Below are 13,584 nucleotides of genomic sequence, written 5' to 3'. Positions count from 1 at the left end.
AAGGGAAGGTGGGGCATAGTTTTGTACTGACCAGTCAGTTCAAAATTACCGAACCGCAGGGGGGCTTGTGGACGGCGCGCACGTCACGGCCGAGGGCCTCGGGCTCAAGGGACCACGGGGGTGGGCCTTTCGGGGCGTCACCCTCGACGCGGAACCCGGCTCGCTGATCGCGATCGAGGGACCGTCCGGCTCCGGCCGTACGTGTCTGCTGCTCGCGCTCACCGGACGGATGAAGTGCAGTGAGGGAGTAGCCGCCGTCGGCGGATCCACACTTCCCCGGCACCTGGCGGCCGTGCGCCGCTTCAGCGCGCTGGCCGATGTGGCCGGGGTGACGGACCTGGAACCCGCCCTGACCGTCGGCGAGCACCTGCGCGAACGCGCCCTGCTCCAGCACCGGTTCGGCGACTCCCTGCGCGAGCTGCTGCACCCGCGGGCCGGCCGCTCGCACGAGGCGCGGCTGCGCGTGGACGAGGCGCTCGCCGCGGCCGGGCTCGACCCGGAGACGCTGCCCAAGGGCTCCCGGACGGCCGTACGCGACCTGGAGCGGGTGCAGGAGCTGCGCCTGTCCGTCGCCCTGGCGCTCATCGGCCGGCCCCGGCTGCTGGGCGTGGACGACCTCGACACCAAGCTGTCGGAGGCCGAACGCGCCGAGGTGTGGGACCTGTTGCGCTCCCTGGCGGACGCGGGCACCACGGTCCTGGCGGTGTGCCGTACCGCCCCCGAGGACTGCGTCACCGTGTCCACGGACCGTACCGACGAGGACGCCCCGAGCCCGCGGGCCGGGAGCCGTACCGAGGAGGACGCCGATGCGCTCGCCTAGGCTCGCCGCCCTCGAACTGCGGCGCTTCGGACGCGGCAGGCTCCCGCGCGCCGCCCTCGTCGCCCTGCTCGTGCTGCCGCTCCTCTACGGCGGCCTGTACCTGTGGTCCTTCTGGAATCCGTACGGCCGCCTGGACCGCATCCCCGTGGCGCTGGTCAACGACGACAAGGGCGCCACCGCGAGCGGCAAGGAGATCACCGCGGGCGACGACCTCGTGTCCGGGCTGCGCGACAGCAAGACCTTCGACTGGCACGAGGTCAGCGACGCCGAGGCCCGCAAGGGCGTGGAGAACGGCACGTACTACCTGTCGCTCACCATGCCGGCGGACTTCAGCGAACGCATCGCCTCCAGCTCCGGCGACGACCCGGAGACCGGCGCCCTCCGGGTGCGCACCAACGACGCGAACAACTACATCGTCGGGCAGATATCCCGCACGGTCTTCAACGAGGTGCGCTCGGCCGCGTCCAGCAAGGCGTCGCGGTCCTTCCTGGACAAGATCTTCATCTCGTTCTCCGGCATCCACGACAAGACGGTCACGGCCGCCAAGGGCGCCGACAAGCTGAACACCGGCCTGGGGAAGGCGGAAAAGGGGTCCAAGGACCTCGCCGACGGGCTCGTGGACGCCAAGAGCGGCAGCGGAAAACTCGCCAAGGGCATCAAGAAGCTGCACACCGGCTCCGGAGACCTCCAGGAGGGCTCCCGGCAGGTCGCCGACGGCACCCAGGCGCTCGCCGACAAGGTGGACGGCGTCTACGCCCAGGCGGGCCCGTTCCTGAAGGACAACGAGAAGACCATCGGGGACACCGCGGGCCTGGTGGCCGACTCGGCCAAGACGGTCCAGGACAACCTCGACGTCCTGGTGAAGCACGCGCCCCAGGCCGCAAAGGCCGCGCAGCTGTCCGCCGCCGTCCTCGCGGACGTCTACAAGGACCGCTGCGAGAGTGCCACCGTCCCCGACTCCTTCTGCCCGCAGCTCCAGAAGGCGAAGCAGGCCGCCGCGGACGTGTCCGGTGTCGCCGACGACCTGAACACCCTGATCGCCGACCAGAACGGCGACCTGACGACCATGCGGGACAACCTGGGCACCTTCCGGAAGCAGGCGACCGCCCTCCAGAAGAGCGCGCCCCACCTCTCCGAGGACGTCAGCGACGCCGTCAAGAAGATCGACAAGCTGAACGCCGGCGCGCAGCAGGTCGCCGCCGGTGCCAAGAAGCTGCACACCGGTCTGGCCACCGCCGACACGGGCGCCACCACTCTGGACGCGGGCATCGGCACCGCCAAGACCGGTGCCCAGACCCTCGACGGCGGCCTGTACAAGCTGACCGACGGCTCCGGGAAGCTCGCCGGCGGGCTGCACGACGGCGCCAAGAAGATCCCCGACTACGACAAGCACGACCGCGACCGGCGCACCGGCGTCATGGCCGACCCGGTCCAGCTGGCCTCCCACGATCTGCACAAGGCGCCCAACTACGGCACCGGGTTCGCCCCGTACTTCATCCCGTTGTCCCTGTGGGTGGGCGCGATGGTGGCCTACATGCTGATCGCACCGCTCAACCGGCGTGCCCTGGCGGCCGGTTCACCGGCGTGGCGGATCGCGCTCGCCGGCTGGCTGCCGGTGGTCGCGCTGGGCGTGCTCCAGGTGGGCGCGCTGATGGCCGTACTGCACTGGGCGATCGGGCTCCAGATGCTGCGGGCGGCCGGCACGGTCGGCTTCCTGTTCCTGGTCACCGCGTGCTTCGCGGCGATCGTGCAGTGGCTCAACGCCCGCTTCGGCGCGGCCGGCCGGATCCTGGTCCTCGCCCTGCTGATGCTCCAGCTGACCTCGGCGGGCGGCACCTATCCGGTGCAGACCAGTCCGGGCTTCTTCAACGCCATCCACCCGTATCTGCCGATGAGTTACGTGGTGTCGGCGCTGCGCCGGCTGATCACCGGCGGCGGGCTCGGCCCGGTGTGGCAGGCGTGCGCGGTGCTGACCGCGTTCACCGTGGGCGCCCTCGCGCTGACCGCGCTCGCGGCCCGCAAGCGGCAGGTGTGGACGCTGGACCGGCTGCACCCGGAGCTGAGCCTGTGAGCCCCGGACCGGCCCGGCCGGCCCGGGTACCTGTGAGAATCGGTGCCATGGAAAGCAGCAGCGCCAGGTCCGGCGGCAGCACGCGCCGGGAGGCGACCCGGCAGAAGCTCTACGAGGCGGCCGTCACGCTCATCGCCGAGCAGGGCTTCTCCGCGACCACCGTGGACGAGATCGCCGAGCGGGCGGGGGTCGCCAAGGGCACCGTCTACTACAACTTCGCGAGCAAGTCGGTCCTCTTCGAGGAGCTGCTGCGGCACGGGGTCAGCCTGCTCACCGCCTCCCTGCAGGAGGCCGCGGAACAGACCGCGCACGAGGGCGGCAGCAGGGTGGACGCGCTGGACGCGATGGTCCGCGCCGGGCTGGTCTTCATCGACCGCTACCCGGCCTTCACCCAGCTGTACGTGGCCGAGCTGTGGCGCACCAACCGGGCCTGGCAGTCCACGCTGATGGTGGTGCGCCAGGAGGCCGTCGCGGTGGTCGAGGGCGTGCTGCGCGAGGGCGTGGCGGGCGGCGAGTTCAGCGAGGAGATCGACGTCCAGCTGACGGCGGCGGCCCTGGTCGGCATGGTCCTGGTGGCCGCGCTCGACTGGAAGTCCTTCCAGCCGCAGCGCTCCCTGGACGATGTGCACGCGGCCCTGTCCCGGCTGCTCCAGGGCCGGGTCAGCGGCAGGGTCTGAGCCACCGGGGCGGCGGCGCGCCGCCGAACGGCACACGGAAGGCGCCGGTCCACTGCTGGACCGGCGCCTTCGCGCTCCCCCGTACTCCCCCGTACTCCCCCTGGGTCATGGCCGGGCGGCGGGCACCGTTCCGCCGCCCCGTGCCGGCGGTACCGGGCCGCGCCCCCCTTGCCGAGCTCCACTCTTCCGTCCCGGCCCCCTGCGGCCCATCCGTGCGCCTACTCATCCGGCGGCCTAGGTACGGATACTCAGACCTGCGTGTACATGCCCAGGACGGATGCTCCCGGGTCTCGCTACGATCGCCTGCGTGTCCGTACTCCCGCTCGTCTTCACCAGTGGCTGGGCCAGCGGCATCAACGCCTACGCGGTGGTGCTCCTGCTCGGCCTGTTCGGCGTGACCGGGGTGAGCGACGACGTCCCCGGTGCCCTTCAGCGGCCCGAGGTGCTGATCATCGCGGGCGTGCTGTTCCTGTGCGAGGCGGCGGCCGACAAGGTGCCGTACGTCGACTCGATATGGGACTCCGTGCACACCGTGATCCGGCCCGCCGCGGGCGCCTGGGTGGGCGCGCTGCTCGCCGGGCACAGCGGCTCGTACTCGGAGGTGGCGGCCGCGCTGATCGGCGGTTCCACGGCGCTGGCCAGCCACTCGGTCAAGGCCGGGACCCGGATGGCGGTCAACGCCTCGCCGGAGCCGTTCAGCAATATCGCGCTGAGCATCGGCGAGGATCTGGGCGTCGGCGCGCTGGTCTCCTTCGCGATATTCCATCCGCAGGCGGCGGCGGTCATCGCGGCGGTGCTGCTGGTCGCGGGGCTGGCCGCGCTGTTCTTCCTGGTCTCCCGCATCCGGCGCTTCCTGCGCCGCCGAGCCCAGCGCCGCGAGGAGCGCCGACTGGCCTCACGAGTGCCCTGAGCCTGCCTCACGGGTGCCCGAGTCGGCCTCACGGGTGCCCTGAGCTGCGCGGCGCCCGCCCCGAGATCGCGTTGTCAGTGGTGGTCGCTAGAGTCGCAGACATGGCACGGATCGCGGTGATGGGCGCCGGTACGGGCGCGATGGCGGCCGCCGCCCGGCTGGCCGTCGCGGGCCACCGGGTGGTGGTGTACGAGCGCACGGACACCTACGGCGGTGGGGTGCGCCGCTTCGAGCGGGACGGCTTCGGCTTCGACACCGGCCCGGGGCTGCTGACGCTGCCCGCCGTCTACCGCGATCTGTTCGTCAAGACCGGCAAGGAGCCGCTGGAGGAGCGGGTCGAGCTGGTCCAGGTCGACCCGTCCGCGCGGCACCTCTTCGCGGACGGCACCGAGGCCGCCCTGCCGAACGCCTCGCGCGCGGGTGTCGTCGCGGCGCTGGACGAAGCGCTGGGCGGCGGCGCGGGCGGGCGCTGGGGCGACTTCCTGGTGCGGGCCCGCGAGGCCTGGGACCGCACCCGCCGGCCGCTGCTGGAGGAGCCCCTGTGGCCCGACTGGCAGGTGCTGAGGGACAAGGAGCCGTATCCGGCGGTCCCGCACAAGCGGCTGCTGCGCACCCGGCGGGCGGGCACCCTGGCCGAGATCGGCGCCTGGGAGCTGCGCGACCCCCGGCTGACGGCCCTGCTCGCCGGGTACGCCCTGGCCTACGGCGTCGACCCGGCCACCGCCCCGGCGAGCGCGGCCGTGCTGCCGTACATGGAGCATGCCTTCGGCACCTGGTATGTGCGCGGCGGGATCCGGGAGTTGGCGCGCGCGGTGTACGAGCGCTGTCTGGCCCGCCGGGTGGAGTTCGTCTTCGGCGCCGAGATCGCCCGGGTCCTGACCGAGGACGGCCGGGCGGCCGGAGTCGAGCTGGCCGACGGGACCGTGGCCGAGGCGGACTTCGTGGTCGGGGCGGAGCCCTGGCGGCTGGGCGGCCTGGTGGCGGGGACGCCGTACGGACCGGGGGCCCTCGCGCCGGAGCCCGAGGACCGGTTCCCGGGGCGGATGGTGGTCTGCCTGGCCCTGCGCGGCGCCCGCGAGCCCGGTGCCGCGCATCGCACGGTGGTGCACTCGGCCGACCCCGAGGGCGAACTGGACCTGTTCCGGCACGGCACCCCGCCGGGCCTGCCGACGGTCCGCGTCGACCGCCCCGACGACCCGGCGCTGCGCCCCGACGACGCACATGAGTCGATGGTGCTGACGGCGACGGTCCCGGCGGCGACGCGGTACGACTGGGGCGCGCCGGGTGTCGCCGACGCGTTCGCCGAGCGCATGATCACCGCCGCCGAGCGCGCGGTGCCCGGGCTGCGGGAGCGGATCCTGTGGCGCGAGGTGCGCACTCCCCTGGACACCGCCCGGGAGACGGGCGCCACCGGGGGCGCGGTGCCGCCGCCCGCGCTGGCCGGGCCGCGGGGCGCGCTGCACCCGGCCAACACCACGGCGATACCGGGCCTGTTCGCGGTCGGCGGCTGGTCCCACCCGGGCGGCGGGCTGCCGCACGCGGGCATGTCGGGCGCGCTGGTGTCGGGGCTGATCGTGGAGGGCCCGGACTTCCGGGGCTCGCAGTGACCCGCCCGTGAGCCGGGCCGGGCCCCGGCCGGGGGCCCGGGCCTCGCTCCGGTCGGTGTCCGCGTCTCAGTAGCGGTACTGCTGCTGCTCGTCGTACCCGGCGCCCGGCTGCTGCCGGCCATGGCCCTGGTAGGGGTACGGCTGCTCCTGCGGGAGTTCGCCGCCCTGGCCCTCGTCGGTGCGCTGCTGCGGCACCCACACCCCGCCGGCCGGGGTCTCCCCGTAACCGGCGGTGGCGTACGGGTCCTGGGGGTAGCCCTGCTGGCCGCCGTACTGCTGGCCGTAGCCGGGGTCGTAGCCGTCGCCGGGGTAGGACTGGCTGCCGATGTAGGGGTCCGAGTAGTTGGCGTAGCCCTGCTGTGCGGCGGCGTCGTAGCCATAGCCCTGTTGCTGTCCGTAACCGGAGTAGTCGTAGGACTGGCCCTGCTGCTGGGCGGCATGGGTGGCGGTGTCGCCGTAGACGCCGTAGTTGCCGGTGTCCTCCGGCAGGGGCAGCGGCTCGTAGACGGAGGCGGGCTCGGCGGCCGGGGGACGCGCGGGCGAGAAGACGTCGTCGCGGTCGTAGTCGTCGTACGCGTCCGGTACGGAGCCGTCCTGGGCGTAGGGGTCCTGACCGGGGGCCAGGTCGTCGTCCGTGCCGGTGGCGGCGGGCGCGGGGGCCTCCGCGGCCTGGGCCTGGCGGTCGCCGCGGCCGCGGCGGCGCTTGCTGCCGCCGGATTCCACGGCGCCGGCCTCGGGCCGCCGGACCGCCCAACCGGCCACGAAACCGCGGCGGAAGGAGAGCGTGACCAGAGTCTGCCCGATGGCGAAGGCGATCGCGCCCGCCCCGATCACGAGGACGGACGGCATCATGACGCCGACCACCACCCCGAGGAAGCCCGCGAAGGCGAGCAGCCGCCAGCGCAGCCGCGCCTTGTACTGCAGCAGCACCTCGGCGAGCAACCACAGCGCGACGCCGCCGAATGCGATGTAGAGGACCGTCCAGCCCATGTACGCCCCTCTCCCAGTGGCCGTTACGCAGTGTGTCTCAACACCACGCGGCAGGTCTAGGCCTGCGGGGGGTGGTGCAGGCCCAGGTTCTCGTAGATCTCCAGGGTCGCCGTGGAGCTGTTGAGCGTGATGAAGTGCAGTCCGGGCACGCCTTCGGACAGCAGTCGCGCGCAGAACTCCGTGGCGAAGTCGATACCGATGGAGCGTACCGCCGCCGGATCGTCCTTCGCTGCGAGGATCCGCTCTTTCAGGGCGTCCGGGAACTGAGCGTTGCTGAGCTTGGGCAGCCGCTCCAGCATGCGCACGCTGGTGACCGGCAGGATCTCCGGGATGACCGGGGTGTCGCAACCCGCCTCCAGCACCCGGTCGCGCAGCCGCAGATAGGACTCGGGCTGGAAGAACATCTGGGTGATGGCGTAGTCGGCGCCCGCGCGGCACTTGTCCACGAAATGGGCGACATCGGTGTCCCAGTCCGCGGAGCGGGGGTGCATCTCCGGGAAGGCCGCGACGCCCACGCAGAAGTCGCCCGACTCCTTGATGAGGCGCACCAGTTCGGCCGCGTAGGTCAGGCCCTTGGGGTGCGCCACCCACGCGCCCATGGGGTCGCCGGGCGGGTCGCCGCGCACGGCGAGCATGTTGCGGATCCCGGCGTCGGCGTACTGGCCGATGATGTTGCGCAGTTCGGCGATGGAGTGGTCGACCGCGGTGAGGTGGGCGACCGGGGTGAGCGTGGTGTCGGCGACGATCTGCTGCGTCTCCTTGACGGTGCCCGCGCGGGTCGAGCCGCCGGCGCCGTAGGTCACGGAGACGAAGTCGGGGGCGACCGCCTCGACCCTGCGCAGCGCGGTCCACAGGTTCCGCTCGCCCTTGGGGGTCTTCGGCGCCGAGAACTCGAAGGAGTACGTGGTCTTGCCGCCGGCGAGCATGTCACGCACGGTCCGTGCGCGATCAGTCCTGGTGGATGCGGTTCCGAGGGCCATACCCGCAGGTTAGCCAGGGGACGCCGGTCCCCCAACCGAACTCCGGAAATTTGCCCGAATTGTCGACTTACTGTCCACCCCTTGGGACGCGCTTCCGAGACGGGCCTTTCAGGACTGCCGCAGCCGCCGGGCGAACTCGGCCGCGGCGGCGCCCGGGTCGTCGGCCTCGGTGAGCGCCCGCACCACGACGACCCGGCGGGCCCCGGCCGCAAGGACCTCGTCCAGATTGCCGAGGTCGATGCCGCCGATGGCGAACCAGGGGCGCTCGGTGCCGAGCGCGGCGGTGTACCGGACCAGGTCGAGGCCCGGGGCGGGACGGCCGGGCTTGGTGGGGGTGGGCCAGCAGGGCCCGGTGCAGAAGTAGTCCACACCCACCTGGACGGCGGCCGCGGCGGCCTCGTCCTCGGCGTGGGTGGAACGGCCGATCAGCACGTCCTCGCCGAGGATCGCGCGGGCCGCGGGGACCGGCAGGTCGCCCTGGCCGAGGTGGAGCACATCGGCGCCGGCGGCATGGGCGACGTCGGCCCGGTCGTTGACCGCGAGGAGCCGGCCGTGCCGGGCGCAGGCCTCGGCGAAGACCTCCAGGCAGGCCAGTTCCTCGGCGGCCTCCATGCCCTTGTCGCGCAGCTGCACGATGTCGACACCGCCGGCCAGCACCGCGTCCAGGAACTCGGGCAGGTCGCCCTGGCGCCTGCGGGCGTCCGTGCACAGGTACAGCCGGGCGTCGGCGAGCTCGGCGCGGGCGGTGTCGGACATGCGTGGGGCCCCCGGGGGTCGGTGTGTGTGCTGGGCGGGCGGTGGCGCACGGCGCGCGGAGCGTCGTACGCCACCCCCTCAGGCAGTCGGGCTCAGACGATCGAGCTCAGACGGTCGGGCTCAGACGGCGAGCGCCTGGGCGCGGCGCTTCACCTCCGTGCCGCGATTCTCGCTGAGGGCCTGCGCGGGGGTGCCGGGCAGGGTCGGGTCGGGGGTGAAGAGCCATTCGATCATCTCTTCGGCCGTGAAGCCGTCGTCCCGCAGGAGCGTCAGGGTTCCGGTCAGGCCCTTGACGATCTTGTCCCCGTCGATGAAGGCGGCGGGAACGTGCAGCGCGCGGTTCTCGCCTCGGCGTACTGCGATGAGCTGGCCGTCCTTGACCATCTGCCGTACACGCGTCACCTCGATGCCGAACTGTTCGGCGATGTCGGGGAGGGTGAGCCAGGCGGGGACGAGAGCGTCGATCTTCGTGTCAATCTCGGTCACGAGTACTAGCGTAGGCGTTCGGCCGGGTGTGGTGCTTTATGCCGGTGCGCCGGTGGCGGCTTCAGCCGGTCGTGGCGTCCTTCAGCGGCCGGCCCGGATCCGCCAGCGCCGCCGCGTCCAGCGGGCGGCCCGCCTCGATCAGCTTGCGGCCCTGGGCGAGATCGCGCGGCCGGCCCACGGCCAGCAGGGCGACCAGGCGGTCCTCGCGCAGCCAGCACACCGTCCAGGCGGGGCCCGCGGGGTCGCCGCGCCGGACCAGCCGGTCGGCGGCGGCGTGGTGGCCCGCGTACTGGACGAACCGGCCGAACTGCTCGGACCAGAAGTACGGCACCGGGTCGTAGACGGCGGTGGTCTCGCCGAGGATGCCGGCGGCGACGGTGCGCGGGCCCTGGAGGGCGTTGTCCCAGTGGTGCACGAGGAGGCGTTCGCCGTAGCGGGCCGAGGGGAAGGAGGCGCAGTCGCCGACCGCGTACACATCGGGTGCGGAGGCGCGCAGCCGGGCGTCGGTGACGACCTCGCCCGACGCGCCCAGCTCGATGCCGGAGCCGGTCAGCCAGCCGGTGGCGGGGCGGGCGCCGATGCCGACGACGACCGCGCCCGCGGGCAGCCGGGTGCCGTCGGACAGCACCACCGCGCCGGGCTCGACGCGCTCCACGCGTGCGCCGGTGCGCAGTTCGGCGCCGCTGTCGGCGTACCAGCGGGCCATGGGGGCGGCGACCTCGGCGGGCAGCACCCCGGCGAGCGGCCGGTCGGCGGCCTCGACGACGGTCACCGCGCAGCCGGCCTCCCGGGCGGCCGTGGCGAACTCGGCGCCGATCCAGCCGGCGCCGACGACCACGATGTCGTGCTGCCGGGCGAGCACCGGCCGCAGCCGTTCGGCGTCGTCCAGGGTGCGCAGCAGATGCACGCCGGGGACGCCCTCGGTGCCGGGCAGGGTGACCGGTTCGGCGCCGGTGGCGAGCACCAGGACGTCGTACGGCACCGGGCCCGCCTCGGTGTCCAGTTCATGGTCGGAGGGGCGGGCCCCGAGTACCTCGCAGCCGAGCCTGAGGTCCACGCCGAGCGCGTCGAAGTCGAGGTCGAAGGCGGAGCCCTCGGCCTTGCCGAGCAGGACGGCCTTGGACAGCGGCGGCCGGTCGTACGGCTGGTGCGGTTCGGCGCCGATGACGGTCACCTCGCCCGCGAAACCCCTCTCCCGCAGGGCGACCGCGGTCTGCACCCCGGCCATGCCCGCGCCGACGACGACCACGCGCCGGATCCCTGCCGTGCCCTCCTGGGCTGTCTGCTCGCTCACCCGATCACCATAGACAGATGACGATCAGTCAGTCAGGGGGCGGGCGCGGTGACCTGTTCCACGACGCTCGTGCCGGAGCCGGGTTTCGACTCCCATTCCCAGGTCTCCTCCAGGCGCACCCGGCCGTCGGGCAGTTCCACGACCGTGGACGCGCAGTGGCCGCAGGCCGTGCTGCCGTCGGTGCGCAGCTGCACGTACCGGAAGTCCAGGCGGTCGCCCGCGCGGGTGCCGACCAGATGGCCGCGGACGATGTCGCCGCCCCGGTACTCGGCCCAGATCGCGCCGCCTTCCTCGTGGTAGGCGAAGCGGGTCCGGGTACCGACCTGACCTGCGGACTGGTCGGCGACGGGGGCGAGGACCAGTCCGTCCAGCGACGGGGCCATGACCAAGGGCTCCCTTACGGGTGACGAGGGGGGCGGGCTAGGGTGGCCACCGTACAAGCACTCGCGGGAGCCCGGACGCACCGGGCTGAGAGGGAGGCTGGCGGCCTCCGACCGTACGAACCTGATCCGGGTCATGCCGGCGAAGGGAGGGGCTGGACGCCCATGCCGTCACGTACGTCATACACATCCGATACGCCACACGTGTCCCGTACGTCCCCTGCGTCCGAGGGGTCGGGCACGTCCGACGTCCTGGTCGTCGGGGGCGGGATCATCGGTCTGGTCACGGCCTGGCGCGCGGCGCGCCGGGGGCTCGCGACGGCCCTGGTGGATCCGGCTCCGGGCGGCGGGGCCGCGCAGGTCGCGGCCGGGATGCTGGCCGCGGTCACCGAACTGCACTACGGCGAGGAGACGCTGCTCGCCCTCAATCTGGAGTCGGCGCGCCGCTACCCCGGCTTCGTGGCCGAGCTGACCGAGGCGAGCGGCCGGGACCTCGGCTACCGGCGCTGCGGCACGCTCGCGGTCGCGCTGGACGCCGACGACCGCGCCCATCTGCGTGAACTGCATGCCCTCCAGCAGCGCTGCGGCCTGGACGCGCAGTGGCTGTCGGGGCGGGAGTGCCGCCGCCTGGAGCCGATGCTGGCGCCTGGGGTGCGCGGCGGGCTGCGGGTCGACGGCGACCACCAGATCGATCCGCGCCGGCTGGCCGCGGCGCTGGTGACCGCGTGCGAGCGGGCCGGGGTGGTGTTCCACCGGGTGTGGGCGCAGCGGCTGGACGTCATACGGGACCGGGCCGTCGGGGTCACCACGGCGGACGGGGCGCCGCTCACCGCCGGGCAGGTGGTGCTCGCGGGCGGCAGCCTCAGCGGGCGGCTCGCGGGGGTGCCCCGGGAGCTGGTGCCGCCGGTGCGGCCGGTGAAGGGGCAGGTGCTGCGGCTGGCGGTGCCCGAGCGGTACGCGCCGTTCCTCAGCCGGACCGTGCGGGCCGTGGTCCGCGGCGGGCAGTTGTACCTGGTGCCCCGGGAGAACGGCGAGCTGGTCGTCGGCGCCACCAGCGAGGAGCTGGGCTGGGACACGACGGTCACCGCGGGCGGGGTGTACGAGCTGTTGCGCGACGCGCACGAGCTGGTGCCGGGCATCACCGAGCTGCCGCTCACCGAGACCCGGGCCGGGCTGCGGCCCGGGTCCCCTGACAACGCGCCGCTGCTCGGGCCGTCCGGGCTCGACGGGCTGCTGCTGGCGACCGGGCACCACCGCAACGGGGTGCTGCTCACGCCGGTCACCGGGGATGTGATGGGGCAGTTGCTGGCGGGAGGCCCGCTGCCCGAGGAAGCCCGTCCGTTCACGCCGGAGCGCTTCGGCGCGCCGCGCACGCAGCAACTGGAGCAGACCGTATGAGCGCCGTGTCGTCCACCATCACCGTCTCCGTCAACGGGGAGCGCCGGGAGATCGCGCCGGGAACCGCGCTCGACGCCGTCGTACGGTCCCTCGTGCGAGCCCCCGCCGGGGTGGCGGCGGCCGTCAACGAGACGGTCGTACCGCGCACGGAGTGGGCCGGGACCGCGCTCGCCGAGGGCGACCGGGTCGAGGTGCTCACCGCGGTGCAGGGGGGCTGAGTCATGACCGACGATCGCCTGGTCATCGGGGGTACGGCCTTCGGGTCGCGGTTGATCATGGGTACCGGCGGGGCGCCCAGCCTCGATGTGCTGGAGCGGGCGCTGGTGGCTTCGGGGACGGAGCTGACGACGGTCGCGATGCGGCGGGTCGATCCGTCCGTGCACGGCTCGGTGCTGTCCGTGCTGGAGAAGCTCGGCATCCGGGTGCTGCCGAACACGGCGGGGTGCTTCACCGCCGGGGAGGCCGTGCTCACGGCGCGTCTCGCGCGCGAGGCGCTGGGGACGTCGCTGGTGAAGCTGGAGGTCATCGCCGACGAGCGGACGCTGCTGCCGGATCCGGTGGAGCTGCTGGAGGCCGCGGAGACGCTGGTGGACGACGGGTTCACGGTGCTGCCGTACACCAATGACGATCCGGTGCTCGCGCGGAAGCTGGAGGACGTGGGGTGCGCGGCGGTGATGCCGCTGGGGTCGCCGATCGGGTCGGGGCTCGGGATCCGCAATCCGCACAACTTCCAGTTGATCGTGGAGCGGGCGGGGGTGCCGGTGATCCTGGACGCGGGGGCGGGGACGGCGTCGGACGTGGCGCTGGCGATGGAGCTGGGGTGTGCGGGGGTGATGCTGGCGTCGGCGGTGACGCGGGCGCGCGAGCCGGAGGTGATGGCGGCGGCGATGCGGCACGCGGTGACCGGGGGGCGGCTGGCACGGGTGGCGGGGCGGATACCTCGCCGGTACTGGGCGGAGGCGTCCTCGCCCGCGGCGGGCCTGGCCGTGCTCGACCCCGAACGCCCGGCGTTCTGAACCGGCGCCCGCACACCACCCTCGTCTCCCACCCACGCATCACCCGAAACTCTCGCCTGAGAGGCCGGACCTCTCCGTGGGGCGCGATCTCCGTCGGCGGCTCTCCGCTCGTGCGCGAGTCCGCGCCTCCCGCGGAATATGGCGTCCCTGCGTAAGAAGCGTCACAGGTCGGCTTCAGTGCCCTGGTGGGAGAGGCGGA

14 protein-coding genes and 1 riboswitch are annotated in these 13,584 nt (G+C 73.3%); of the genes, 8 read left to right on the top strand and 6 right to left on the bottom strand.

Features of this window, described 5'->3' with window-relative positions:
• Nucleotides 1-67: 67 nt before the first annotated feature.
• From AB0N90_RS08925 to AB0N90_RS08905, 5 genes are all read left to right on the top strand, one after another.
• Complete coding sequence (locus tag AB0N90_RS08925; RefSeq protein WP_365194227.1) at nt 68-820, top strand: ATP-binding cassette domain-containing protein; 753 nt, start codon at nt 68-70, stop codon at nt 818-820.
• The gene (locus tag AB0N90_RS08920; RefSeq protein WP_365194225.1) at nt 807-2,891 is read left to right on the top strand and encodes a YhgE/Pip domain-containing protein; all 2,085 of its coding nucleotides are present in this window, start codon (nt 807-809) and stop codon (nt 2,889-2,891) included. Before AB0N90_RS08925 ends, AB0N90_RS08920 begins: the two co-directional genes overlap by 14 nt.
• 47 nt (nt 2,892-2,938) lie before the next feature.
• Nucleotides 2,939-3,568 carry a TetR/AcrR family transcriptional regulator gene (locus tag AB0N90_RS08915; RefSeq protein WP_365194223.1) on the top strand — a complete coding sequence of 210 codons (630 nt, stop codon included), beginning with the start codon at nt 2,939-2,941 and terminating at the stop codon, nt 3,566-3,568.
• A 307-nt stretch (nt 3,569-3,875) separates the two neighbouring features.
• A complete protein-coding gene (locus AB0N90_RS08910) occupies nt 3,876-4,478 on the top strand; it encodes a DUF4126 domain-containing protein (RefSeq protein ID WP_361671051.1) in 603 nt (200 codons plus the stop codon).
• A gap of 101 nt (nt 4,479-4,579) precedes the next feature.
• Nucleotides 4,580-6,085, top strand: a complete 1,506-nt coding sequence (locus AB0N90_RS08905; protein ID WP_365194221.1) for an NAD(P)/FAD-dependent oxidoreductase — start codon at nt 4,580-4,582, stop codon at nt 6,083-6,085.
• 66 nt (nt 6,086-6,151) lie between these two features.
• Here AB0N90_RS08905 and AB0N90_RS08900 read toward each other — a convergent pair whose 3' ends face one another.
• The 6 genes from AB0N90_RS08900 to AB0N90_RS08875 form a co-directional block, all read right to left on the bottom strand.
• A complete protein-coding gene (locus AB0N90_RS08900; protein WP_365194219.1) occupies nt 6,152-7,075 on the bottom strand; it encodes a hypothetical protein in 924 nt (307 codons plus the stop codon).
• A gap of 56 nt (nt 7,076-7,131) precedes the next feature.
• Nucleotides 7,132-8,055, bottom strand: coding sequence for a methylenetetrahydrofolate reductase [NAD(P)H] (gene metF, locus AB0N90_RS08895; protein WP_365194216.1), 924 nt, complete (start codon nt 8,053-8,055; stop codon nt 7,132-7,134).
• Between the two features lie 108 nt (nt 8,056-8,163).
• Nucleotides 8,164-8,811 carry a thiamine phosphate synthase gene (thiE, locus tag AB0N90_RS08890; protein ID WP_365194214.1) on the bottom strand — a complete coding sequence of 216 codons (648 nt, stop codon included), beginning with the start codon at nt 8,809-8,811 and terminating at the stop codon, nt 8,164-8,166.
• 120 nt (nt 8,812-8,931) lie between these two features.
• Entirely contained in the window at nt 8,932-9,297 is a 366-nt protein-coding gene (locus AB0N90_RS08885; protein WP_365194212.1) for an Rv2175c family DNA-binding protein, read from the bottom strand.
• A gap of 61 nt (nt 9,298-9,358) precedes the next feature.
• Nucleotides 9,359-10,591, bottom strand: coding sequence for an FAD-dependent oxidoreductase (locus AB0N90_RS08880; protein WP_365194210.1), 1,233 nt, complete (start codon nt 10,589-10,591; stop codon nt 9,359-9,361).
• Nucleotides 10,592-10,623: 32 nt separating this feature from the next.
• On the bottom strand, nt 10,624-10,974 hold the full coding sequence (locus AB0N90_RS08875) for a hypothetical protein (RefSeq protein ID WP_365194207.1): 351 nt from the start codon (nt 10,972-10,974) through the stop codon (nt 10,624-10,626).
• Nucleotides 10,975-11,027: 53 nt separating this feature from the next.
• Nucleotides 11,028-11,139, top strand: a riboswitch (TPP riboswitch).
• 36 nt (nt 11,140-11,175) lie between these two features.
• Between AB0N90_RS08875 and thiO the strand changes: the two genes are divergently transcribed.
• The 3 genes from thiO to AB0N90_RS08860 are packed head-to-tail and all read left to right on the top strand — an operon-like array spanning nt 11,176 to nt 13,385.
• Nucleotides 11,176-12,369 (top strand): glycine oxidase ThiO, encoded by a 1,194-nt coding sequence (gene thiO, locus AB0N90_RS08870; protein ID WP_365194204.1) that lies wholly within the window; start codon nt 11,176-11,178, stop codon nt 12,367-12,369.
• Nucleotides 12,366-12,587 (top strand): sulfur carrier protein ThiS, encoded by a 222-nt coding sequence (gene thiS / locus AB0N90_RS08865; protein ID WP_365194202.1) that lies wholly within the window; start codon nt 12,366-12,368, stop codon nt 12,585-12,587. Before thiO ends, thiS begins: the two co-directional genes overlap by 4 nt.
• Nucleotides 12,588-12,590: 3 nt before the next feature.
• Nucleotides 12,591-13,385, top strand: a complete 795-nt coding sequence (locus tag AB0N90_RS08860; protein ID WP_125207990.1) for a thiazole synthase — start codon at nt 12,591-12,593, stop codon at nt 13,383-13,385.
• The last annotated feature ends 199 nt before the right edge of the window (nt 13,386-13,584 follow it).

This window comes from Streptomyces sp. NPDC093018, from assembly GCF_040684035.1.
Taxonomy (GTDB): Bacteria; Actinomycetota; Actinomycetes; order Streptomycetales; family Streptomycetaceae; genus Streptomyces; species Streptomyces murinus.
Note: the sequence above shows the minus strand (reverse complement) of the source record. Positions and strands in the feature narration are given on the sequence as shown.

What these genes read in the sequence shown, in the direction of transcription:
- AB0N90_RS08920 (WP_365194225.1), top strand. Translation starts at nt 807, where the DNA reads ATGCGCTCGCCTAGGCTCGCCGCCCTCGAACTGCGGCGCTTCGGACGC.
- AB0N90_RS08915 (WP_365194223.1), top strand. Translation starts at nt 2,939, where the DNA reads ATGGAAAGCAGCAGCGCCAGGTCCGGCGGCAGCACGCGCCGGGAGGCG.
- AB0N90_RS08905 (WP_365194221.1), top strand. Translation starts at nt 4,580, where the DNA reads ATGGCACGGATCGCGGTGATGGGCGCCGGTACGGGCGCGATGGCGGCC.
- AB0N90_RS08900 (WP_365194219.1), bottom strand. Translation starts at nt 7,075, where the DNA reads ATGGGCTGGACGGTCCTCTACATCGCATTCGGCGGCGTCGCGCTGTGG.
- metF (WP_365194216.1), bottom strand. Translation starts at nt 8,055, where the DNA reads ATGGCCCTCGGAACCGCATCCACCAGGACTGATCGCGCACGGACCGTG.
- thiE (WP_365194214.1), bottom strand. Translation starts at nt 8,811, where the DNA reads ATGTCCGACACCGCCCGCGCCGAGCTCGCCGACGCCCGGCTGTACCTG.
- AB0N90_RS08875 (WP_365194207.1), bottom strand. Translation starts at nt 10,974, where the DNA reads ATGGCCCCGTCGCTGGACGGACTGGTCCTCGCCCCCGTCGCCGACCAG.
- thiS (WP_365194202.1), top strand. Translation starts at nt 12,366, where the DNA reads ATGAGCGCCGTGTCGTCCACCATCACCGTCTCCGTCAACGGGGAGCGC.
- AB0N90_RS08860 (WP_125207990.1), top strand. Translation starts at nt 12,591, where the DNA reads ATGACCGACGATCGCCTGGTCATCGGGGGTACGGCCTTCGGGTCGCGG.